This is a genomic window from Sulfitobacter indolifex (assembly GCF_022788655.1).
GTDB classification, from domain to species: Bacteria; Pseudomonadota; Alphaproteobacteria; order Rhodobacterales; family Rhodobacteraceae; genus Sulfitobacter; species Sulfitobacter indolifex.
This window is the reverse complement of record NZ_CP084951.1, coordinates 3,202,664-3,224,380: the sequence shown is the minus strand read 5'-3', so window position 1 is coordinate 3,224,380 and position 21,717 is coordinate 3,202,664. Positions and strand designations below refer to the sequence as shown.

Sequence of the window (21,717 nt, the reverse complement as noted above, 5' to 3'; positions counted from 1 at the left end):
GCGCGTCGATAGAAAGGGAAGACCAATGCTGAAGAACGATATGCTCGAACAATGGGACCGTGAAAATTTCTTTCACCCCTCCACCCATCTGGCGCAGCACGCGCGCGGCGAAAGCCCGACCCGTGTGATCAAGACCGCCAAGGGCAGCCATATCACCGACCGCGACGGCAATCAGTTTCTAGATGCCTTTGCCGGACTCTACTGCGTCAACGTCGGCTATGGCCGGACTGAGATCGCCGAGGCGATTGCCGAGCAGGCGCATGAGCTGGCCTATTACCACTCCTATGTCGGTCATGGCACCGAGGCGAGCATCACGCTCAGCAAGATGATCCTCGACCGCGCGCCCGAAGGCATGAGCAAGGTCTATTTCGGCCTTGGCGGGTCGGACGCGAATGAGACCAACGTTAAGCTGATCTGGTACTACAACAACATCCTTGGCCGTCCTGAGAAGAAAAAGATCATCTCGCGCTGGCGTGGCTATCATGGGTCTGGTCTGGTGACGGGCTCGCTGACGGGGCTAGAGCTCTTCCACAAGAAGTTCGACCTGCCGCTGGCACAGGTCGTGCACACCGACGCGCCCTATTACTATCGCCGCCCCGACGCCGATATGAGCGAAGCAGCGTTCACCGCGCATCTCGTGGGTGAATTGGAAGCGCTGATCGAGCGTGAGGGCGCCGACACCATCGCCGCCTTCATCGGTGAGCCGGTCCTGGGCACCGGGGGCATCGTGCCGCCGCCCGAAGGTTATTGGGCCGCCGTGCAAGAGGTGCTGAACAAGCACGACATTCTGCTGGTCGCAGATGAGGTCGTCACCGGCTTTGGCCGCTTGGGGTCGATGTTCGGCTCTGACCATTACGGCATGAAGCCTGATCTGATCACCATCGCCAAGGGGCTGACCTCGGCCTATGCGCCGCTGTCGGGCTCCATCGTCGGCGATAAGATGTGGAAGGTGCTGGAGCAGGGCACCGATGAGAATGGCCCCATCGGCCACGGCTGGACCTATTCGGCCCACCCCATCGGCGCGGCTGCGGGGATCGCGAACCTCAAACTGATCGACGATCTGAAGTTGATCGAGAATGCCTCCGACGTGGGCGGTTATCTGAATGCGCAGATGAAGGCCGCATTGGGCGATCATCCTAAAGTGGGCGACATTCGCGGCGAAGGCATGCTTTGTGCTGTTGAACTGGTCGAGGACCGTGAAGGCCGCACGCAGTTTGATCCATCGCGCAAAGTGGTGCCGACCATCGTGGGCGATATGCTCAAGGCTGGCGTCATTGCCCGCGCCATGCCCCAAGGCGACATCATCGGCTTTGCGCCACCCTTCTGCCTGACCCGCGAAGAAGCGGATAAGGTCGTGGGGGTCACTGCCGACGCGATCAAGGCAAGCTTGGGCTAAATCCTCAAGACGCAGAGACGAGAACGGCCCGGCGGAAACGTCGGGCCGCTTTCGTTTAGGGATTCGCATATGAGAGCCAAGCGACCCGTAAGACCGACGAAGAATGAATAATCAGTTGAGGCGGCCGTTCTGCGGGGTGAATCGGCCCAAAAACGGAAACAGTGCCCCGGTTTGTCGCCTATTTACTAAAAATTCGCCCAAATTAGGCCACACTTAACAGGGAAATTAGCAGCAAGCGGCGGCCCGTCCAGTTTGAGGGCGAAAGAATTTATCTGTGGAGAGATGTGATGAGAATTTTGGCGGTGGATGACGATCCGATTATCCTCGAATTGCTTGGGCAATTTGTAGAGATCATCGGCGCGCATGAACTGACGACCGCCCCGTCGGCTCTGCACGCGGTTGATATGCTGGGGGACCCGAACCTTGGCCCAGTTGACTGCTTTATGCTTGATATTCAGATGCCGGGCATGGATGGGATCGAACTGGCCCAACACATCCGCAACTCCTCGCGCCATGCGGATACGCCGATCCTGATGCTCACCGCGATGTCCGATAAACGCTATATCGACGGGGCCTTTGCTGCCGGGGCCACCGACTATGTGACCAAGCCGTTTGAGATTGCGGAGCTTAAATCCCGCATCGGTCTGGTCGAAGGCATGGTGAAGGAACGCCAGCAGCGGACCAAGAAAATCTTTGCGGCCAAGACCGTGGCCGATCAAGCCACGCACATGGAGTTGTTTGAGCCGGTCCCGATCTACGACGTGGACAATGTCATCGACTACACCGCGATGGAGAACTACGTCGCACAGCTGTCGCGCAGCGCGCTGTTCGGCTCTACCGCCTTTGCCTTTGCCATTCGCGAAGTTGACGCTTTCCACGCGACGATGACGTCGTTCGAGTTTTATAGCCTTGTGTCAGACGTGGCTGAGATTTTGTCGGATACGCTTGTGGACCATCAGGTGCTGATGTCCTACGCGGGCAACGGTACATTCGTCTGCGTCACGGAAAGCGGATGGCGTCCGAATATGGGTGGGTTGATGGATGCGGTGAACTTTGAGTTGTCTCAGACCGAATTGTTCGACAATTATGGCGAGCGTGTTTATCCACGCGTCAGTGCGGGCGAAGCTGTTCGGCTGATTTGGAAAAGTGGCAACTCCGTCATGGACGCGCTGGCGCAGGCTCATGCAAGTGCAGAGTCCGCCAGTGTGGCGCATACGAGATCGCTCAATGACTTTTGGCAGAATGATCAACAGGCATGACTAAAATGTTAGCTGAACTTCCCGGCATTGAGCGCATTCGCAAGCGCTTTGTCGATATGCTGGCCGAGCGTCAGACACAGATCGCAAGCCATGGTCTGGCCGCGTGGGACGCAACGACCGTGGAAGAGATCAAAGGCAATCTAGCGAGCGCGCAGGCTATTCTGCACCAGATCGCGGGCAGCGCTGGATCACTGGGGTTCGAAGAGCTGGGCCGTATGGCGCGCAACTGTGAAACGCAGATTGTCGAACATTTGGCCGGTCCAAGTGCCAATCGTGCGGAATGCCCCATCGAAATCATCTCGGAACTGGACGGGTTCGTTGCACAGTGCCGTCAGGAAATCGACGCGCACGCTTAATGGCGTGGCAGCCGTGCCTTGCTTGGCACGCCCCCCACTCAGTCAAGTTCATACCGATGTCGCCCGATGGGCAAACTGACGGAACGCTGGCCTATGCGGCCTGCATTGCTGCTTTGACCTGATCGGCCAAGGCAATGGGGTCAAACGGTTTGCTGATCACATCAGCCGCCCCCAGATCGCGCAGCTCTTCAATCTCGTTATGTTGGGCGCGTGCGGTCATAAAGATCGCCGGCACGTCGCGCAGGCTGTCCATTTCACGCATCTTTTCCAGGGTCTGGCGACCTGTCATGCCCGGCATCATCATGTCGAGCAGGATAACATCGGGCGTGTAGGACTGAACCTGTTTCAGCGCCGCTTCTCCGGTCTCACATTGGACGACATCGAAATCGCCGCTTAGCTCAAGCGCCATCAGCGCGATTTCCCGAATATCCGCGTCATCCTCGACGTGCAGCAGTTTGATCATTCCATACTCTCTCTAGGAGGCTTCACGTAGCAACGAAGCCGTTTCCTCTGCCGCTACCTGAGAATTTTTCTTCGGCAGGGTAAAGTAAAATGTCGTACCAAATCCCTCGCGGCTGTCAAAACCTATTTTACCGCCAAGGTTCTCGACAATGGCCTTGCAGACGCTAAGGCCAAGGCCGGTGCCGCCTTTTTCAGCACGTTTGGAGTTGGACAGATCGGCGAAACGCTGGAACACTTTATGTTCTTCAGACGCCGGAATGCCCTGGCCGCGATCTGATACGGAGATGCGCAGCTCGTGGTCATTCTCTTCGGCACGAATGGTGATCCGCTCCCCAGGTTTCGAGAATTTGGCCGCGTTGGACAGGAAGTTTGTCAGCACTTGAATAACCCGGTTTGGATCTGTGGTGACTTGCATCGGGGTGTCCGTGTTTTCAACCTGAATGCGCACACCATGGCGCTGTTCAAGCGAGGAATTGGCAGCACTTGTTTCCCGAAGAAGTTCAGCGATATCGGTTTCTTCTAGGTTAAATTCTAGTTGCCCCGTCGAGATTTTCTCAAGGTCAAGAATGTCATTGATGATCAGTACCAAACGGTCGGCATTGCGGTGCGAAATCTCCAGCAGAGCGCGCGCTTTGCTGGGCAGTTCGCCCGCTGCGCGCGACAAAAGCAGCCCCATCGATCCTTTGATTGAGGTGAGCGGCGAGCGCAGCTCGTGGCTTACCATCGAGATGAACTCGGACTTCATCCGCTCTTCACCGATGATGTCGGAAATGTCGTTAAGCATGATCAGGAAGCGCCCCGCCTTGCCGCCGATGGGCAGCAGTTTGACTGTTACCTGAAAGTGATTGCCAAACATTTCCGTGTCGAACTGGGCCATTACTTTGCCCGAGGCGGCCAGTGACTGACACGCCTCCAAAATGGCGTGGCTGCCGCTTTTTTCGGCAAGGTCGTCAAGCGTGCGTTCTGAATATGGTTCGGTGCGCCAGCCTGTACGGCTCATTGCGACACGGTTCATATAGCTAAAGCGGTGCGTTTCGGCGTCGACGATCCAAATGTCATCGCGCAACTCATATAGCGTCTCAGCTGTGTCTCGCTCGGCCAAAAGCTCATTGGCGTGGGTTACATCTGTGCGGGCTGAAATTGACCCAGTCCAATCCCCGCTTTTGTTAAAGAGCGGCATAACAGTGCATTGCGTTTGAATAACGCGGCCGTCGGCACAGCGCAGTGGGGTTTCGCCCTGCCATGTCTTGCCCTGCTTCAAAGCAGCCCGCATTTCTGAAGCAAGTTCGCGAGATCGTTCATTGTAGAGCATCGAAACAGGCTGACCTATCAGTTGGTCGCGGGTGTAGCCCGTCAGTTCGATAAAGCGGTCGTTGACTTGTTTTAGAACTCCGCAAGTATCGAGAATGTTCACGATAGCATGGCTGTCAAAGGCTCTAAGCCTTTGTGCCATATCGTGATTGTCCAGCGAGTCATCGCCCCCCGGTCGCAGTGCGTTCACCCCAAAAGGGGTTAGCCCCGCCAGAACGATCGCGCCAACCACAGGAATAATTTCCCCGGTCAGAAGTGCAGAAGTTGCGGTGTACCAGCTGCCGGAAATGGCAGTGCCCAGAAAAAAAGTGGCGGCGGTACGTTTGTTAATTAACTTTGACGACACTCGTAAATCCTCGCCCAGAAACGGCCTTGCTGTAGCTCGTAGCATAACTTGTAAATTTTAGTTTAATCAGAATGCCAAGCCAAGTTGGCAATAATATGGCATGTCGCACTTTAGCGTCACTTCTCTGAGGTACTTGTTGTACTAAGACGCGCGTGCGGTGGCTCCAGTAATCGAATTCACCACCGAGCTGATCCCACTCCGTGATTTGATAAGGTTTATCCCCACACGCGGGTCAGGCTCGCGATTGTTGTCAGCAGAGAGGCTGATAATCTTGGCGGTGGGATGTAGCCGGGTGATGTCCCCCAGCAAGGTTCGCGCATCCCCGTCAGGCAAGGACCAGTCAAGGATCACAACATCAAGCTCGTCTTGGCCGATCAGTTGCCGCGCCTGCGCAAGGTTGGTGACATTGGTCACATCTGCAACACTGTCCAGCCCGGTGCGGATCACCTCGGCAAAGTCCAGATCGTCTTCGATGTGTAGGACCCGCAGCTTTGCATTCCGCTCGCCAATTTCTGCATCCGGTAGGGCCGGGGCCTGTGTGGTCTCGGCCTCGGCGATTGGGCAGGTGAACCAAAAAACGGTGACGCCATTCGGAATGCTTTCAAAGCCGATGGTGCCGCCCTGACGTTTGATGATCTGCCGGGTAATGTTCAGGCCCAGCCCGGTGCCGCCCTTGGCGCGGGTGTCTGACCCATCCGCCTGAGAGAAAGCTTGAAAGATCCGCGGGCGGAAATTTTCGGGCACGCCGGGGCCGGTGTTTTGGATAAAGACGATTGCGCGATCGCCCAACTGTTCAGCACGGATCTGCACCTCGGACTTTGCGTCGGAATATTTGCAAGCATTCGAAATCAAGTTGGCCAGAACCTGCCGGGTGCGGCTTTCGTCGACACGGACCATCAGCGGGGCGTCAGGCAGTTGCACGCCTAAGGTGTTGTTGTGGGTAGTCGCAAAGGGCGACATCTCGTTCACGGAATCTCTGATGACGCTGCTCAGATCAGCATCATGGAAATCAAACATCACTTCACCGGAAGAGATTTTCTCAAGATCAAGGATATCATTCACGATATGCGACAGCCGGTCGGCATTGCTGCGCGCGATGTCGATCAGACGAATATGGGCGGGCAGCAGGCGGGTGTTGTCCGTGGTGTCGATCAGCCCCAACGCCCCTTTGATCGAGGTCAATGGCGTGCGCAACTCATGGCTGACAGTAGAGACAAACTCACTTTTGATCTGCTCAAGCTTCTTTTGATCCGTGATGTCGTTGATCTGCACGATAAAGACATAGCCGCGGGTGTTTTTGTCGAAGGTCCACGAGACATTGAACAAGCCCCAGCGTTCAAAGCCTTGCTTATGCGTGATGCGGTATTCGGCTTGATAGTTCTGCGAACTGCGCGATTTGACCAGCCCCCGGACCTCTGCGTAGAGCTTGTTCAGGTCGTCCTCGGGCATCATGTCGTCAAGTTTGGTGTTCGATAGCAACTCGTCTTCGCTGTAGCCACAGAGGCTACACAGCGCGCTATTGACGCTGTTGAAAACGCCGCCATCGCCCAGAATCGCCATGCCAACTGGCGCTGCAGCAAGCACCTGACGAAAACGTCGCTCGCTGGTTTCAAGCGCATTCCGCGCGTGAACGATATCGGTCACATCGGTCTGGGTGCCGACCATCCGAAGGGCAATGCCATCTTCGTCGCGCTCAGTCACCACCGCGTCAGAGCGCATCCAACGCCACTCTCCGGTGCCGATCTTCATCCGGTATTCGGTCACCGACCGTTCCTGCTGTCCTGAAATACAGGCCTGATCGGTCTGAATGAGCAAGGACAGGTCATCGGGATGAACGCGTTTGAGGAATTCCCCCTGCGGGTCGGAAAGCCGCTCGTAATCGGCCATCCCCAAGATGCGGCGCCATGTCGAAGACACCTCGGATTTTCCGCTGCGCAAATCAATGTCGAAAACGCCAATTTGCGCGCCTTCAAGTGCGAGATCATAGAGCGCTTTGTTGCGTGCCAGTTCATCTTGCACCGCAAGCTCTGAGGTGAGATCCCGCACAATCGCAGTCACACGCCGCTCTCCGGTGTATGTGGTCCAATCGTTGCGTTGCAGATCAAGCTTCAGTTCTTGGCCAAAGCACGTCTTTCCTGTCGCATTGACCTGCTCGTGGTCGTGATCTTCGACCACATCGGTGACGAGATCAGCAAAACCCATGTCCTTGAGCGCCTCGCGTCCATAGCCAAAGCAGACCAGCGCGGCCTGATTGGCAAACAGCACGCGGTCGTTGCTGTCGAGCAGGAAAACAGGCGTTACGGCGTTTTCAATGAGCGAACGATTTTCTTCTTCATGGGCGTCGATTTGCCGTTCTCGTAGGGCGGCAAGTTCGCTGAGTGCGGCGCTGCGCTGGCGCATGCTGCGGAAGGCCACAAAGAAAAGAATTGCCAGCAGCAAACCGGAAATGAGCAGGAGTTCCGGCACGGCGCTGTGCATGGCGCTGTCGAAACCTACGGTGCTGACATGAACCAAGGTCCAAGGCCGGCCAAAGCGTTCGATCGTTTGGGTAATGCTGTGGCGTCCAACCTCGGCGCTTTGCCCGGTGCTGTCGAAAATCAGGTTTTCCGGTGCAGTGGTTAGCCCATCAAAGACTTTGATGTCATAAGATGCGCCCTGCGCCGGGGTCAGCCCATTCAAAAGGTTTGCACCGACAAAAGGGGCATAGACCCAGCCGATAAAATCCGCCGGGTCCGGTGCTGCGTTGTCGGGGGCGGCAAAAACCGGACGAAGCAGCAAGAAACCCGGCTGCCGGGTTTTATCCTGCACCAAGAGGATACGGGAGGTTAACTGCGGCTCTCCGGTTTCGCGGGCACGTTGGGCGGCGCGGCGGCGGTCTTCGTTAAAGCTGATGTCGAGGCCAACGGCCTCTGCATTTGGCCCTTGAGGGTAGATATATTGGATCACCATCTTTTCGGCATTGCCGGTGTTGGGGTGAATGCTGAAATCATCGATGCCAAGGGCAGTGACCTGTTCGACGAAAGCGTCCTCGGTTCCCCTGGCCACCGAAGCGACAAAGCCGATGCCATTGATCCCGGGCAAAAAACTGTCGATTTGAAGCGCGTCAACGTAATGACCAAAGTCGCGGGCGGTTACCTCGTCAGAGGACTTCATGAAGGCGGCGATACCGTTGAGACTTTGCAGATAGGTGTGCATTCTCGTATCGAGGCTTTGTAGGCTCTCTTCGGCGATGCGGTCAAAAGCGCGTTCGGCGGCAGCATCGTTGCTGCGACTGCTGTAAAGAAACACCCCAAAAGTGATGGCGATACATCCGAGAAATATTATAAATTCGGGTCGCCGCAAAAACCTTAACCTTCGTGTTTAGCTACCAAAAGGCGATGGAGCTTTCTCCTTAAGGAAAAAAATCTAGCGCCTTGGGGTAATATATCCAATCCGGCCATATTCACCGGTCTCCCCAAAAATGCAACAAACGGATCCGCTGCTAACGCAATGCATGGCAAATGTGGCTTTGGCGCAAAATGCCTGCAGAATGGGTCCGGTCCGCTTCATTTACGGCAGGGATTGTGACCCGCCGCCGGGCGCTCTACCACTGTCGGGCCAAGAGGCGGGGCAGGGAATTTGCGAGGGGGCCACCATGAATGATGAAACACAGCTAGAGGGCCGCTATGACTATATCATCGTCGGCGCGGGCACTGCGGGTTGTGTATTGGCCAACCGTCTCAGCGCTGATCCTGCCAATAACGTTCTGCTTCTCGAAGCCGGAGGGAACGACAATTATCACTGGGTCAAAGTGCCTGTGGGATACCTCTATTGCATCGGAAATCCGCGCACTGATTGGATGATGAAGACCGCCCCCGAACCGGGGTTGAACGGGCGCAGCTTGGCCTATCCGCGCGGCAAGGTGTTGGGCGGCTGCTCTTCGGTGAATGGCATGATCTACATGCGCGGGCAGGCGGCGGATTATGACCATTGGCGGCAGCTTGGGAACACCGGGTGGAGCTGGGACGACGTGCTGCCCTATTTCCTGAAGTCCGAAGATCACCACGCCGGTGGCACCGACATGCACCAGTCGGGTGGCGAGTGGAAGGTCAGCAAACAGCGCCTGCGGTGGGACATTCTAGAGGCCGTACAGGAAGGCGCGCGGGAATTCGGGATCGAGCCGCGCGCAGATTTTAACGACGGCGACAACGAAGGGTCGGGCTTTTTCGAGGTGAACCAACACGGTGGCGTGCGCTGGAACACAGCGCGGGGTTTTCTCCGCCCGGCGATGAAGCGCCCCAATCTGCGGGTGATGACCCACGCCCATACCGAGGGTCTGATCCTTGAAGGCAAGCGCGTGACAGGCGTGCGTTTCACCCACAAAGGCCGTGCTCTTCAGGCTATGGCTGAGGGTGAGGTAATCCTGGCGGCAGGGGCGATCAACTCTCCCAAAATCCTAGAACTGTCTGGCATCGGGCAAAGCGACTTTCTGGGTGGTATGGGGATCACCACCCTGCACGACCTGCCCGGCGTAGGTGAGAACCTTCAAGACCATCTGCAAATCCGCACCGTCTATAAGGTGCAGAACGCCAAGACCCTCAACACGATGACCCATTCACTTTGGGGCAAGGGGCGGATGGGGTTGGAATACCTCATGCGGCGCAGCGGCCCGTTGGCGATGGCGCCCAGCCAATTTGGCATGTTCACCAAGTCCGACCCGGCGCTTGAGACGCCCGATCTGGAATACCACGTGCAGCCCCTGTCGACGGATAAGTTGGGCGACCCTCTGCACCCTTTCCCGGCGATTACCGTTTCGGTGTGTAATCTACGGCCTGAAAGCATCGGCAGCTGCCACCTGACCAGCCGTGACAGCGCCGTGCAGCCCGACATCCGCCTCAACTATCTCTCTACTGAGAGCGACAAGCGCGTGGCGGTGACGGCAATGAAACAGGCGCGGCACATCATGACGGCGAAAGCACTGCATCCCTACGCGCCCGAGGAAATCCTGCCCGGCCCCGCCGTGCAGAGCGACGAAGACTTGCTGTCCAAAGCGCGCGATATTGCCACGACGATCTTTCACCCCGTCGGCACCTGCAAAATGGGCAGCGACCCGATGGCCGTGGTCGATACCGACCTGCGCGTTCATGGGCTCAGCGGGCTGCGGGTGGTCGATGCGTCGATCATGCCCAAGATCGTCTCGGGCAACACGGCATCGCCCACGGTGATGATTGCCGAAAAGGCCGCCGACGCGATTTTGGCGGGGCGGTGATGGGATGCTGAGCACGCGATTGACCGAGCGTTTGGGGATCAGCCAGCCCATCATTCAAGCGCCGATGGCCTTCGCGGCGGGCGGGCGGCTGGCGGCTGCGGTCTCAGGCGCCGGGGCCTTGGGCATGATTGGCGGCGCTTACGATTCCGGCGAATGGATCGCCGAGCAACAGGATCTAGCAGGCAATCAATCGGTTGGCTGCGGCTTTATCACTTGGAAACTGCGCGAGCATCCGCAGGCGTTGGAGCAAGTCCTTGCCCGCGATCCGGCGGCGGTTTTTCTGTCTTTCGGCGATCCGGCAGAGTTCGTTCCCGCGATCCAAGCGGCCAAGGTGCCGCTGATCTGTCAGGTGCAAACCCTGCGCGATGCGGCCCATGCGATCGACTTGGGGGCCGAGATCATCGTCGCGCAGGGTTCCGAAGCTGGTGGGCACGGTGAGAAGCGCGCGACCTTTACGTTGGTCCCAGAGATCGCCGATCACATCGCCCGTCACGCGCCTGACACGTTGCTTTGTGCGGCAGGCGGTGTGGGCGATGGGCGCGGGCTGGCTGCGGCGTTGATGCTGGGGGCTGACGGGGTGGTCGTCGGCTCGCGGTTCTGGGCGTCGGAGGAGGCGCTGGTCCATCCCGCGATGCTTGAGGCGGCGATTGAGGCCAGTGGCGATGACACGCTGCGCAGCACCGTCACCGATATCATGCGCGGTTATGACTGGCCCAAACGCTACACCGGGCGGGTACTGCGTAATAACTTCACCGACCGCTGGCATGATGACCCCGACGGCCTGCGCGCCGCGCTGGATCAAGAACTGCCCCGGTGGCAGGCGGCGGTAGCCGAAGGTGATGCACGCACTGCCAACGCTTTTGTTGGAGAGGTTGCAGGGTTGATCCGCGACGTGAAGCCCGCCGCTGATATCCTGCGTGATATCGTCGAAGGGGCCGAAGCTGTGCTGGCGCAGAGCTTTGCCTGATAGCCGGTCGATGCCAATGACATCGACCGGCTGAATGGGCCAAGAAGCAGCTTCTTAACCGTGGTCTTCCACTTCTTCCCGGCCCGGCACATGCTCGCGGGCGGGGGCGGTTTCCCAATTGTCGATGACCTCCATCGCCTCATCCGCGCTTTCGACAAAACGGAACAGGTCAAGGTCTTCGGCAGAGATGGTGCCTGCATCGGCCAGCGCGTCCCAGTTGATGATCTTTTCCCAGAACTCACGCCCGAACAGCAAGAAAGGCACGCGGTTCATACGGCCTGTCTGGATCAGGGTCAGCGCCTCAAACAGTTCGTCCATCGTGCCGAAACCACCGGGGAAGACGCAGATCGCGCGGGCGCGCATCAGGAAATGCATCTTGCGGATCGCGAAATAGTGGAAGTTAAAGCAAAGCTCAGGCGTGACATATTCATTCGGCGCTTGCTCAAACGGCAGCACGATGTTGAGGCCGATGGAATGGCCCCCCGCATCCAGCGCGCCACGATTGCCCGCCTCCATCACGCCCGGTCCGCCACCGGTGACGATGACATTTTCCACGCCGCCGGTCTCCATCGACTTTTCGGTCATTAGTCGCGCGAAGGTGCGGGTCTCATCATAAAAACGCGACAGATCGGCCAGCGTCTTGGTGCGGGCGGTGTGTTTTTGTGCGGGTTCAGGAATGCGCGCGCCGCCAAACAGCACGATGGTGGATTGGATGCCGTGGGCATCCAGCAGCAGCTCCGGCTTGAGCAATTCCAGTTGCAGGCGTACCGGACGCAGCTCTTCGCGGCACATGAAATCATTGTCGGTAAAGGCCAAACGGTACGCCGGGGCGCGGGTTTGTGGGGTGTCAGGCGCGTCTTCGGCCTTGGCACGGTCGGCGGTGGCGCGGCGCAGCGGGTGGCGGTGTTCCTCGGTCATCCTCGGGTCTTTCTTTGGTCTAGGGCTTGGCTCAGGTGGCGCAATGGGCGTTCAGGTCAACATGCCTTGTTGTTCAACGAATGACCACGCCCCTCATCGCCCGGCAATTGCACCCTTGGCGGTGCAAGGCTATAGCCCTCAAAAGGCCTTTTCACATTCGGAGACTTGCCCCATGTCCAACGCCCAACTTGAAACCGCCATCGAAGCCGCTTGGGATACCCGCGACCAGATCACATCCGCCACCACCGGAGAGACCCGCGACGCCATCGAAGAAACCCTAAACGCGCTCGACAGCGGCAAGCTGCGCGTGGCGGAAAAGCAAGAAGACGGCAATTGGAAGGTCAACCAGTGGGCCAAGAAAGCCGTGCTGCTGGGTTTCCGCATCAAGGATATGGAGCATCAAGAAGGCGGCCCGCAGGGCGCTGGTTGGTGGGACAAGGTCGATAGCAAGTTCAAAGGCTGGGGTGACGCCGAGTGGAAAGAGGCCGGTTTCCGCGCTGTGCCGAACTGCGTCGTGCGCCGCTCGGCTTTCATCGCGCCGGGTGTGGTGTTGATGCCGTCTTTCGTGAACATCGGCGCCTATGTCGACAGTGGCACGATGGTTGACACATGGGCGACCGTCGGCTCCTGCGCCCAGATCGGCAAAAACGTGCACCTCTCGGGCGGCGTCGGCATCGGTGGCGTGCTTGAGCCGATGCAGGCCGGGCCGACGATTATCGAAGACAACTGCTTTATCGGCGCGCGCTCGGAAGTCGTTGAAGGCTGCATCGTGCGCGAAGGCTCGGTGCTGGGCATGGGTGTCTTTATCGGCCAGTCGACCAAGATCGTCGACCGCGCAACCGGCGAGATCATGTATGGCGAAGTGCCTGCAGGGTCGGTCGTCGTGGCAGGCAGCATGCCATCGAAGAACAACGTGAACCTTTATTGCGCCGTGATCGTCAAACGGGTGGACGCCAAGACCCGCTCCAAAACCTCGATCAATGAATTGCTGCGCGATTGATGGAACCAAATGCCCAGTCATGGCGTTGATCCCTGAATTTAAAGGAGATTAATGACATGACGGGTATCGGTTGGTTTGCAGCAATCATCGTAGGCGGCCTTGCAGGCTGGATCGCAGAAAAGATCATGAAATCGGACATGGGTCTGATCATGAACATCATCCTCGGCATCATTGGTGCCTTGGTCGCGAACTGGCTTTTGGTACTGATCGTCGGCAGCACGCTGGGCGGTTGGTTCGGTCAACTTGTAGTGGGTATCATCGGTGCCTGCCTGTTGATCTGGGTTACACGATTGGTCCGCGGCCGGACCTAACGGCGAGGGGCGCTGCCCCTTTCCAAATCTGAGCGAAAAGGTTAGGGCTGCCGAAAGCAATCGGCGGCCCTAGTCATGTCTGAACCCAAGATGTCTGAATCCAAGAAAACCAAGAAACCATCGCGCCAGCAGGTCTTTACCCTTTTGGTTCAGATCGGCCGCAAGGATGGCGATGGCCTGCCTGACAAAGCGACAGGTGCCGCGCTGATGTGTTTCGCCTCCGGCATTGATGAAGCCGAGGCCGTGCGCGAGACGGTTGCGATCCTCAAACAGGCTGACACCAATCCGCTCGACGTGACAGGCTATGGCACGCTCGAAGAGCGCGAGGCCGAGGGTCAAGAGATCGACGGCGAAGAACGTGAGTTGATGCAGCGCGCACTAGAGGAAAACTCGGTTATCGTCGCACAGATGACCCCATTTTTCGACTGACGACCGCTTCACACGAGGAATTGCATAGCGCCCCCTTGGCATTGGCGCGATTTGCCCACACAAGTTACCGGACAAGCGAAAACCCCTGAAAAGGAGCCGATATGTCCGGTCTCGACCCTGTTGATCTTACCGCAAAACTGGTGCGCTGCGCCTCTGTGACCCCCGTCAACGACGGTGCGCTGGAAGTGCTGGAAGAGGTGCTGGGCGCGGCGGGGTTTGACTGTACCCGCGTGGACCGGGGGGGTGTGTGCAACCTTTTCGTCCGCTGGGGCAGCAAGGGCAACGGCAAGTCTTTCGGCTTTAACGGTCATACCGATGTGGTCCCGATTGGGGATGAGGCCGACTGGTCCATGCCGCCCTTCGGGGCTGAGATCAAAGACGGCATCATGTATGGCCGCGGCACCACCGATATGAAATCCGGCGTGGCGGCATTTGTCGCAGCGGCAGTGGATTTCGTGAAGGACACGCCGCCCGATGGCTCCATCGTGCTGGCGATCACCGGCGATGAAGAGGGCGATGCGCTCGACGGGACAACCGCGCTGTTGGATTACATGGCCGAGAACGGCGAGCGCATGGATGTCTGTCTGGTCGGCGAGCCGACCTGCCCAGAGCGCATGGGCGATATGATTAAGATCGGGCGGCGCGGGTCGATGAATGCGCATTTCAAGGTGACCGGCAAACAGGGCCACGCGGCTTATCCGCATCGGGCCAACAACCCGCTGCCGGCGATGATGCGCTTGATGGATCGTTTGGCCAGCCATGAGCTGGATCAGGGCAGCGACCATTTTGACGCGTCGACATTGGCGGTGGTTACCGTCGACACCGGCAACAAGGCGACCAATGTGATCCCCGCGCAGTGCCTGGGTGCGGTAAACATCCGGTTCAACGATCACCACTCGGGCGCGGCGCTCAGCGAATTGTTGCGCGGTGAGGCCGATAAAATCGCCTCGGAATTCAGCCTGCAAGTGGATGTTGACATCACCATCTCGGGCGAAAGCTTCATCACGCCGCCCGGCGCTTTGTCAGATCTCGTCGCGGGCGCGGTAGAGGCTGAGACCGGCGTCAAACCGGAACTCTCGACCACGGGCGGCACCTCGGACGCGCGTTTCGTCAAGGCGCATTGCCCGGTGGTGGAGTTCGGGCTGGTGGGGCAGTCCATGCACCAAGTCGATGAACATGTGCGGATCGAACATATCGAGCAGCTTAAATCCATCTACGCCCGCGTGCTCCGGGATTATTTCACGTGAAACCTTTGCTCATCGTCATGGTGAAAGAACCGCGCCCCGGTCGGGTGAAAACCCGGCTGGGCCGCGACATCGGCATAGTGGGCGCGGCGTGGTGGTTTCGCCACCAGACGCGCCGTCTGCTGCGCCGGATCGAAGACCCGCGCTGGCAGGTGGTACTGGCTGTGGCCCCCGATGCCGAAGGGCTGCAAAGCCGCATCTGGCCCGCGCATCTGCCGCGTTGGCCGCAGGGCAGGGGCAACCTTGGCGACCGTATGGCGCGGATGCTGCGCGCCGCACCGGGGGCGGCCTGTGTGATCGGGGCGGACATTCCCGGTATCAACCGCAAGGAACTGGCGCGGGCCTTTACGGCACTCGGCAATCATGACGCGGTATTTGGCCCCGCGCCGGATGGTGGCTACTGGCTCGTTGGACTGAAACACCCCCGTCGCGCACCGCCCAGCCTGTTTGACGGTGTGCGCTGGTCCGGCCCGCACGCGCTGGCAGATAGCCGCGCGACCCTGCCGGGCTACCGGATTGCGCAAGTTTCGACCCTGCGCGACGTGGATGAAATTCACGATTTGCCATGACGACAGGGGGGCTGCGTGCTACCTGCTGAAATATGAGCAAGATACCTAGCAAATCCGAGATCCTCGACTGGATCGAACAAAACCCCACGCTGACCGCGAAACGCGACATCGCCAAAGCCTTTGGCATCAAAGGTGCGGCGCGGATCGACCTAAAGCGCGTGCTGAAAGAACTGGAGGCCGAGGGCCATCTGGAGAAGCGCCAGCGCAGCTATCAGGACCCAGACCGCCTTCCGCCGGTGTCAGTTCTGCTGGTCACCGGGCCGGATAAGGATGGCGATCTTTTTGCCAAGCCGATGGAATGGCACGGCGAGGGGGCAGAGCCTGTCGTTTTGCTGATCCCGCGCGACAGCGACCCGGCCCTTGGGGAGGGCGACCGGATTTTGGCGCGGTTGACGCTGGTGAAAGGCGAAGAGCACCACTATGAGGCGCGGCTGATCCGCCGCATCGGCAGCAATCCGAAAAAGGTGCTGGGCATCTTCCGCAAGGCTGCCGAGGGCGGGCGCATTGTCCCGATCGACAAGGGCGCAGACCGTGAATGGCGCGTCGGGGCCGATCACACCCACGGGGCCAAAGACGGTGAATTGGTCGAGGCCGAGCAGGCCGGGCCAAAGGGGCGCATGGGTTCCCCCCGTGCGCGCATCGTTGAACGGTTGGGAGACCCGTCAGAGCCGCGCGCGGTGTCGCTTATCGCGATTCACCAGCACGGCATTCCCGATGATTTCCCCGATGATGTGGTGGCCCAAGCTGACGCCGCCAAACCGCAGGGCCTTAAGGGCCGCGAAGACCTGCGCGATCTGCCGCTGGTCACCATCGACCCGTCCGACGCGCGTGACCATGATGACGCCTGCTATGCCCATGCCGACGAAGACCCCAAAAACGAGGGCGGCCATGTTGTCTGGGTCGCCATCGCGGATGTCGCTGCCTATGTGACCCCCGGTTCGGCGTTGGACATTGAGGCACGCAAACGCGGCAACTCGACCTATTTTCCGGACCGCGTTGTGCCGATGTTGCCGGACCGCCTTTCGGGTGATCTGTGCTCTCTACACGAAGGGGTGCCGCGCGCCTGTATCGCCGTGCGGATGGTGCTGGACGCCAAGGGCAATAAACTTAGCCATACATTCCACCGCGGTCTGATGCGCTCGCCCGCGTCCTTGCATTACGAAGAGGTGCAGGACGCCATCGACGGCAATCCCAATGACCGCACCGGGCCGCTGTTGGAGCCTGTGTTAAAGCCGCTCTACGCCGCCTACGGCGCGCTGAAACTGGCGCGGGCGGAACGTCAGCCGCTGGAGCTGGACTTGCCCGAACGCCGCATCGAACTGGGCGATGACGGCAAGGTAAAGTCGGTGAACTTCCGCGAACGGCTCGACGCGCATAAACTGATCGAAGAGTTCATGGTTCTGGCCAATGTCGCCGCTGCCGAGACGCTATTGAAAAAGAAGACCCCGCTGCTGTTCCGCATCCACGAAGAACCCTCGCCGGAGAAGCTGGAGAGCTTGCGCGAAACGGCGCAGGCCGCCGGGCTGACGCTGGCCAAGGGGCAGGTGCTGATGACATCGCATCTGAACCGGCTGCTGGATCAGGCGGCGGGCACCGACGATGCCGAACTGATCAACATCAGCACTCTACGCTCGTTGACACAGGCCTATTACGGTCCTGCGCACATCGGGCACTTTGGCCTCGCACTGCGGTCCTACGCGCATTTCACCTCGCCGATCCGCCGCTATGCGGACCTGATCGTGCACCGCGCGCTGATCACCGCGCATGGCTGGGGCAAAGACGGTCTGACCCCGGAAGAGATCGAAGGTCTGGAACAGACCGGCGCGCATATTTCGGACACCGAGCGGCGCTCGATGGTGGCAGAGCGCGACACGACCGACCGCTACCTTGCGGCCTTCCTGTCAGAGCGCGTGGGCAATGAGTTCACCGGTCGCATCAGCGGCATTGCGCGTTTCGGCGCTTTCGTGAAACTGGACGAGACCGGCGCGGATGGTTTATTGCCGATGCGGTCATTGGGGCGTGAGTATTTCCATCACGATCCTGAAACACAAACCCTAATGGGGTCGGACACCGGCATGATCATCGGCATTGGCCAGCGGGTCACCGTGCGGCTGGCCGAAGCGGTGCCGGTGACCGGGGGCATCTCGTTGGAATTGCTTGAGATCGAAGACCAGATGGTGAAGCAGGGCGGCGGTCGTCGCAGTCCGGCTGGCCGCAACCCGCGCGGCAAGGCTGTCAAAGCCAAGCGCAAGAAGGACAAGATCAAGCGCAAAGTGACCCGCACCCGCCGCTGAGGCGGCAAACAAGCGGAGCTTCGCGGATGGGGGTGCCCCTCCCTTCCCACCGGGGCGGGGGGCGCATAGGATTTATCGCAACTCTATGAGGTGAGGCGATTATGATCCGGCATTACGCGATGATTTCAAGCATTTTGGCGACCGCGGGTATGGGGGCTCCGGCCCTTGGGGCGGGTCCGGTTGAATCCACGCGGCCCGCACCGCGTGCGCCTGTGGCCGTGCTGGTTGCCTCGACCCCGGCAGAGCAAACGGCCCCGTCCGAAGCCACCGGCGACGACGCCGGGCTGCGCGTTTGGGTGAAAGAATTCCGCCCCCGCGCTCTTCAGCAAGGCATTGACCCGGATATCTTTGACCGGGCGCTTGATACGGTAAGCTATGACCCGGAAGTGATCCGCCGGGACCGCAACCAGTCAGAGTTTACCAAGACAATCTGGGATTACCTCGACACTGCGACTTCAGAACTGCGGGTGCAGAACGGGGAAAAGGCGCTGGCGCAATGGCAGCGCACGCTGGAAGACATCGAAGCAAAATACGGCGTGGAGAAAGAGATCGTTACCGCGATCTGGGGGTTAGAGAGCGCCTATGGCAGCTTTCGGGGCGGCGATAGTGTGTTGTCGTCATTGACCACACTTGCCTACGACGCGCGTCGGGCCGAGTTTTTCGAGGGTGAATTGCTCGATGCTTTGCGGATTCTTCAGGCGGGCGATACGGATGCCGAACAATTGCGCGGCTCTTGGGCGGGCGCGATGGGGCACACGCAGTTTATGCCTTCGTCCTTCCATGCCCATGCGGTTGACTGGGATGGTGACGGGCGGCGCGACATTTGGGGCGATAACCCCGGTGATGCGCTGGCCTCTACCGCGGCGTACCTCAAGCATTTTGGCTGGACCGAAGGACAGCCTTGGGGTGTCGAAGTAGCCCTGCCCGAGGGGTTCGATTATCTGCTGGCCGACCGTGAGGTGACAAAGACGCCTGCGGAATGGGCCGAGCTTGGCGTAACCGCATTGGATGGCACTGCGGTGGCAGATCACGGGCCGGGGTCGGTGTTGCTGCCCGCTGGGGCGCAGGGGGCCGCCTTCATGATTTTCCCGAATTTCGAAGTGATTGAGCGCTATAATACGGCGGATGCCTACGTGATCGGGGTGGGCCACTTGGCCGACCGGATCGGCGGCGCTGGGGAGATTAAGCAAGAATGGCCCCGCGAGGATCGCGCGCTGAGCTTTGATGAGCGGATCGAATTGCAGACCCTGCTGACCAAGGCCGGATTTGACACGCAAAAGATTGATGCCAAGATCGGACCGCTGACCGTCAATGCGGTGCGCAGCTTCCAACAGGCCGAGGGCATCGCGCCGGATGGCTATGCCTCGCCCCGGCTGCTGGAACGTTTACGCAAAGAGTGAGGGCCGCCCCGCATGGGACAGCCCGGCTGCTTAGGACGCCGCTCTTAACAGGTCTTTGTCTTTCAGGTCCGCATAGGTCGCATCTAGCGCCTTGGTGGCCCGCTTAGCGAAAATCTTGATCTCTTCGGGCGTGATGATCAACGGCGGAGAGATGATCATCCGGTCGCCCACATGGCGCATCACCAGATTGTTGGCAAAGCAATGCTCCCGGCAAGTATACCCCGCGACGCCACCATCGGCGGCAAATTTGGCGCGGCTTTCTTTATGCGGTGTCAGGGGCAGGGAGGCCATGAGGCCAGAGACGTTAACCCCGCCCACGAGCGGATGCTCCCCCAGCTTATCCAGCGCTTCTTTCAACGCGGGGGCTGCAATGTCTCGCACATGGTCGATGATGCTCTCTTCTTGCATGATGCGCAGGTTTTCCAACGCCACAGCGGCGCAAACGGGGTGGCCTGAATAGGTGTAACCGTGGTTAAATTCGCAGGCGTTGATCACCTCGGCCACTTCGTCACAAACGATCGACCCGCCAATCGGCGCGTAGCCCGAGCTGAGCCCCTTCGCGATGGTCATGATATGCGGCTTGATGCCGATGGTTTGCGAGCCGAACCAGTTGCCCGTCCGGCCGAAGCCGCAGATCACCTCATCGGCGATGATCAGAATGTCGTGCTTTTCGCAGATGCGCTGGATTTCAGGCCAATAGGTGCTGGGCGGGATGACGACGCCACCGGCGCCTTGTACGGGCTCGCCGATGAATGCAGCGACCTTATCCGCGCCCAGTTCGAGGATCTTTTCCTCCAACTCACGCGCACGGGCCAGACCGAACTCTTCGGGTGTTTGGTCGCCTCCCTCGGCGTACCAATCAGGCTGGCCGATATGGTGAATACCGGGGATGGGCAGACCGCCTTGTTCGTGCATCGGCGTCATGCCCCCAAGGCTGGCCGAACCGACCGAAGACCCGTGATAAGCATTCTTGCGGCTGATGATATGGCTCTTCTCGGGTTTGCCCTTTTGCGCCCAATAGGTGCGGACCATGCGCAAATTGGTGTCATTCGCCTCTGACCCGGAGCCAGCGAAAAAGACGTGGTTCAGATCACCGGGGGCGAGGTCGGCCAGTTCTTTGGCCAGCGCGATGGCAGGCACATGGGTCGTTTGAAAGAAGGTGTTGTAATAGGGCAGTTCATTCATCTGCCGCGCGGCCACTTGGCCCATCTCTTCGCGACCATAGCCAAGGTTCACGCACCAAAGCCCCGCCATCGCGTCGAGGATTTCATTGCCCTCGCTGTCGGTCAAATAGATGCCTTTTGCCCGCGTGATGACGCGTGCGCCTTTTTTGCCCAAGTCGTCGTTGGTGGTGAAAGGGTGCATATGATGCGCCGCATCGAGGGCCTGTAGGTCCGCGGTGGGGAGGTGATTCGTGATGGGCGGCATGGGTGTGCACCTTCTATCTGCGTGGAAATTAAGCTTCGCCGCAGGATATGATCAAATTATAGCATGTCAATCGAATCAACGCGGAATGGGTTGCCCATCGAGCGCGGCGCGGATTTGGGTCATTCCTTGGGCAACATCGCCTGCCATGACCTCCCCGGCGAGGGTGACATTGCCCGCAGAAAAGGCAGCCATAAGTTCTGCATGTTTATCGGGCAGATTGCTGGTGCCATAGCGCCCGCAAACCACCCGAAGCGACGGGCCAAACCGCAGCCAAAGTCGGTCTACTGTGGCGGCCATGATCGGGGCTTCGGCAAGGTCGTAGATCATCGCATGGAAGTTGTAGTTCTGCATTAGATAGCCGCCCACATCGCCGCGGTCGATCGCGTGGTTCAACGCCGTGTCGCAGTCATTCAACGCTGTTAAACGCCCTTCTGTCATGCGTTCCGCGGCGCGTCTGGTCAGCTCAGGCTCAAGGGTTTCACGCATGAACTTAAGCTCTTCAAGGCCCGTGTGGGTCAGTTCGGGCACGGTGACGCGACGGTTGCCCAGATGGGTCAACGCGCCTTCGGATGTCAGACGGCGAATGGCCTCGCGTACGGGGGTCATCCCCGCATCAAGGGCGGTGGTCAAACCTTGGATCGTGACCCCCTGTCCGGGGGCCAGATCGCCGAAAAGAATCATCTTACGCAGGCGTTCATAAACATGCTGATGGATCGGTGTTTTGACCGCCGCGTCGGCGGCGGGAAGCAGTCTCGAATCGGTTTTTTCTGAACCCATGG

Annotated in this window: 18 protein-coding genes; 12 read left to right on the top strand and 6 right to left on the bottom strand. The window is 59.2% G+C overall.

Features of this window, described 5'->3' with window-relative positions; all coding sequences use genetic code 11:
* The first annotated feature begins 25 nt into the window (after positions 1-25).
* The 3 genes from DSM14862_RS15805 (at position 26) to DSM14862_RS15795 (ending at position 3,011) form a co-directional block, all read left to right on the top strand.
* Positions 26-1,396 carry an aspartate aminotransferase family protein gene (locus tag DSM14862_RS15805; protein ID WP_007118284.1) on the top strand — a complete coding sequence of 457 codons (1,371 nt, stop codon included), beginning with the start codon at positions 26-28 and terminating at the stop codon, positions 1,394-1,396.
* Between the two features lie 287 nt (positions 1,397-1,683).
* Entirely contained in the window at positions 1,684-2,655 is a 972-nt protein-coding gene (locus DSM14862_RS15800; protein ID WP_007118283.1) for a response regulator, read from the top strand.
* The gene (locus DSM14862_RS15795) at positions 2,652-3,011 is read left to right on the top strand and encodes an Hpt domain-containing protein (protein WP_007118282.1); all 360 of its coding nucleotides are present in this window, start codon (positions 2,652-2,654) and stop codon (positions 3,009-3,011) included. Before DSM14862_RS15800 ends, DSM14862_RS15795 begins: the two co-directional genes overlap by 4 nt.
* Positions 3,012-3,102: 91 nt before the next feature.
* Here the strand turns inward: DSM14862_RS15795 and DSM14862_RS15790 are convergent, their stop codons facing one another.
* The 3 genes from DSM14862_RS15790 to DSM14862_RS15780 all read right to left on the bottom strand — a co-directional run bounded on the left by DSM14862_RS15790 (position 3,103) and on the right by DSM14862_RS15780 (position 8,472).
* The gene (locus DSM14862_RS15790) at positions 3,103-3,474 is read right to left on the bottom strand and encodes a response regulator (RefSeq protein WP_007118281.1); all 372 of its coding nucleotides are present in this window, start codon (positions 3,472-3,474) and stop codon (positions 3,103-3,105) included.
* Between the two features lie 12 nt (positions 3,475-3,486).
* Positions 3,487-5,130, bottom strand: a complete 1,644-nt coding sequence (locus tag DSM14862_RS15785) for a sensor histidine kinase (protein WP_007118280.1) — start codon at positions 5,128-5,130, stop codon at positions 3,487-3,489.
* Positions 5,131-5,271: 141 nt separating this feature from the next.
* Positions 5,272-8,472, bottom strand: a complete 3,201-nt coding sequence (locus tag DSM14862_RS15780; protein WP_040700326.1) for a CHASE domain-containing protein — start codon at positions 8,470-8,472, stop codon at positions 5,272-5,274.
* Positions 8,473-8,764: 292 nt separating this feature from the next.
* Between DSM14862_RS15780 and DSM14862_RS15775 the strand changes: the two genes are divergently transcribed.
* Both DSM14862_RS15775 and DSM14862_RS15770 read left to right on the top strand, forming a co-directional pair.
* The gene (locus tag DSM14862_RS15775) at positions 8,765-10,378 is read left to right on the top strand and encodes a GMC family oxidoreductase (protein WP_040700324.1); all 1,614 of its coding nucleotides are present in this window, start codon (positions 8,765-8,767) and stop codon (positions 10,376-10,378) included.
* 4 nt (positions 10,379-10,382) lie between these two features.
* A complete protein-coding gene (locus DSM14862_RS15770) occupies positions 10,383-11,345 on the top strand; it encodes an NAD(P)H-dependent flavin oxidoreductase (RefSeq protein WP_007118277.1) in 963 nt (320 codons plus the stop codon).
* A 54-nt stretch (positions 11,346-11,399) separates the two neighbouring features.
* Here the strand turns inward: DSM14862_RS15770 and DSM14862_RS15765 are convergent, their stop codons facing one another.
* Entirely contained in the window at positions 11,400-12,263 is an 864-nt protein-coding gene (locus tag DSM14862_RS15765; protein ID WP_007118276.1) for an LOG family protein, read from the bottom strand.
* Between the two features lie 172 nt (positions 12,264-12,435).
* On the opposite strand from DSM14862_RS15765, the gene dapD reads away from it, so the two are divergent.
* The 7 genes from dapD to DSM14862_RS15730 all read left to right on the top strand — a co-directional run bounded on the left by dapD (position 12,436) and on the right by DSM14862_RS15730 (position 19,510).
* Positions 12,436-13,263, top strand: coding sequence for a 2,3,4,5-tetrahydropyridine-2,6-dicarboxylate N-succinyltransferase (gene dapD / locus DSM14862_RS15760; RefSeq protein ID WP_007118275.1), 828 nt, complete (start codon positions 12,436-12,438; stop codon positions 13,261-13,263).
* Between the two features lie 56 nt (positions 13,264-13,319).
* Positions 13,320-13,574 (top strand): GlsB/YeaQ/YmgE family stress response membrane protein, encoded by a 255-nt coding sequence (locus DSM14862_RS15755; protein WP_007118274.1) that lies wholly within the window; start codon positions 13,320-13,322, stop codon positions 13,572-13,574.
* Between the two features lie 75 nt (positions 13,575-13,649).
* Complete coding sequence (locus DSM14862_RS15750) at positions 13,650-14,003, top strand: hypothetical protein (protein WP_007118273.1); 354 nt, start codon at positions 13,650-13,652, stop codon at positions 14,001-14,003.
* A gap of 101 nt (positions 14,004-14,104) precedes the next feature.
* Entirely contained in the window at positions 14,105-15,250 is a 1,146-nt protein-coding gene (gene dapE / locus DSM14862_RS15745) for a succinyl-diaminopimelate desuccinylase (protein WP_007118272.1), read from the top strand.
* Positions 15,247-15,816: a TIGR04282 family arsenosugar biosynthesis glycosyltransferase gene (locus DSM14862_RS15740; RefSeq protein ID WP_007118271.1), complete on the top strand. Its 570-nt coding sequence runs from the start codon at positions 15,247-15,249 to the stop codon at positions 15,814-15,816. Before dapE ends, DSM14862_RS15740 begins: the two co-directional genes overlap by 4 nt.
* A gap of 32 nt (positions 15,817-15,848) precedes the next feature.
* Positions 15,849-18,110: a ribonuclease R gene (gene rnr / locus DSM14862_RS15735; protein WP_007118270.1), complete on the top strand. Its 2,262-nt coding sequence runs from the start codon at positions 15,849-15,851 to the stop codon at positions 18,108-18,110.
* 101 nt (positions 18,111-18,211) lie between these two features.
* Positions 18,212-19,510 (top strand): lytic murein transglycosylase, encoded by a 1,299-nt coding sequence (locus DSM14862_RS15730; protein WP_007118269.1) that lies wholly within the window; start codon positions 18,212-18,214, stop codon positions 19,508-19,510.
* 30 nt (positions 19,511-19,540) lie between these two features.
* Here the strand turns inward: DSM14862_RS15730 and DSM14862_RS15725 are convergent, their stop codons facing one another.
* Positions 19,541-20,938 carry an aspartate aminotransferase family protein gene (locus tag DSM14862_RS15725; RefSeq protein ID WP_007118268.1) on the bottom strand — a complete coding sequence of 466 codons (1,398 nt, stop codon included), beginning with the start codon at positions 20,936-20,938 and terminating at the stop codon, positions 19,541-19,543.
* A gap of 75 nt (positions 20,939-21,013) precedes the next feature.
* Complete coding sequence (locus DSM14862_RS15720; RefSeq protein WP_007118267.1) at positions 21,014-21,715, bottom strand: GntR family transcriptional regulator; 702 nt, start codon at positions 21,713-21,715, stop codon at positions 21,014-21,016.
* Positions 21,716-21,717 lie beyond the last annotated feature (2 nt).

Excerpts from the sequence above, each read along its gene's own strand:
- DSM14862_RS15805 (WP_007118284.1), top strand. The coding sequence starts at position 26 with ATGCTGAAGAACGATATGCTCGAACAATGGGACCGTGAAAATTTCTTT.
- DSM14862_RS15800 (WP_007118283.1), top strand. The coding sequence starts at position 1,684 with ATGAGAATTTTGGCGGTGGATGACGATCCGATTATCCTCGAATTGCTT.
- DSM14862_RS15795 (WP_007118282.1), top strand. The coding sequence starts at position 2,652 with ATGACTAAAATGTTAGCTGAACTTCCCGGCATTGAGCGCATTCGCAAG.
- DSM14862_RS15790 (WP_007118281.1), bottom strand. The coding sequence starts at position 3,474 with ATGATCAAACTGCTGCACGTCGAGGATGACGCGGATATTCGGGAAATC.
- DSM14862_RS15775 (WP_040700324.1), top strand. The coding sequence starts at position 8,765 with ATGAATGATGAAACACAGCTAGAGGGCCGCTATGACTATATCATCGTC.
- DSM14862_RS15770 (WP_007118277.1), top strand. The coding sequence starts at position 10,383 with ATGCTGAGCACGCGATTGACCGAGCGTTTGGGGATCAGCCAGCCCATC.
- DSM14862_RS15765 (WP_007118276.1), bottom strand. The coding sequence starts at position 12,263 with ATGACCGAGGAACACCGCCACCCGCTGCGCCGCGCCACCGCCGACCGT.
- dapD (WP_007118275.1), top strand. The coding sequence starts at position 12,436 with ATGTCCAACGCCCAACTTGAAACCGCCATCGAAGCCGCTTGGGATACC.
- DSM14862_RS15755 (WP_007118274.1), top strand. The coding sequence starts at position 13,320 with ATGACGGGTATCGGTTGGTTTGCAGCAATCATCGTAGGCGGCCTTGCA.
- DSM14862_RS15750 (WP_007118273.1), top strand. The coding sequence starts at position 13,650 with ATGTCTGAACCCAAGATGTCTGAATCCAAGAAAACCAAGAAACCATCG.
- dapE (WP_007118272.1), top strand. The coding sequence starts at position 14,105 with ATGTCCGGTCTCGACCCTGTTGATCTTACCGCAAAACTGGTGCGCTGC.
- rnr (WP_007118270.1), top strand. The coding sequence starts at position 15,849 with ATGAGCAAGATACCTAGCAAATCCGAGATCCTCGACTGGATCGAACAA.
- DSM14862_RS15730 (WP_007118269.1), top strand. The coding sequence starts at position 18,212 with ATGATCCGGCATTACGCGATGATTTCAAGCATTTTGGCGACCGCGGGT.
- DSM14862_RS15725 (WP_007118268.1), bottom strand. The coding sequence starts at position 20,938 with ATGCCGCCCATCACGAATCACCTCCCCACCGCGGACCTACAGGCCCTC.
- DSM14862_RS15720 (WP_007118267.1), bottom strand. The coding sequence starts at position 21,715 with ATGGGTTCAGAAAAAACCGATTCGAGACTGCTTCCCGCCGCCGACGCG.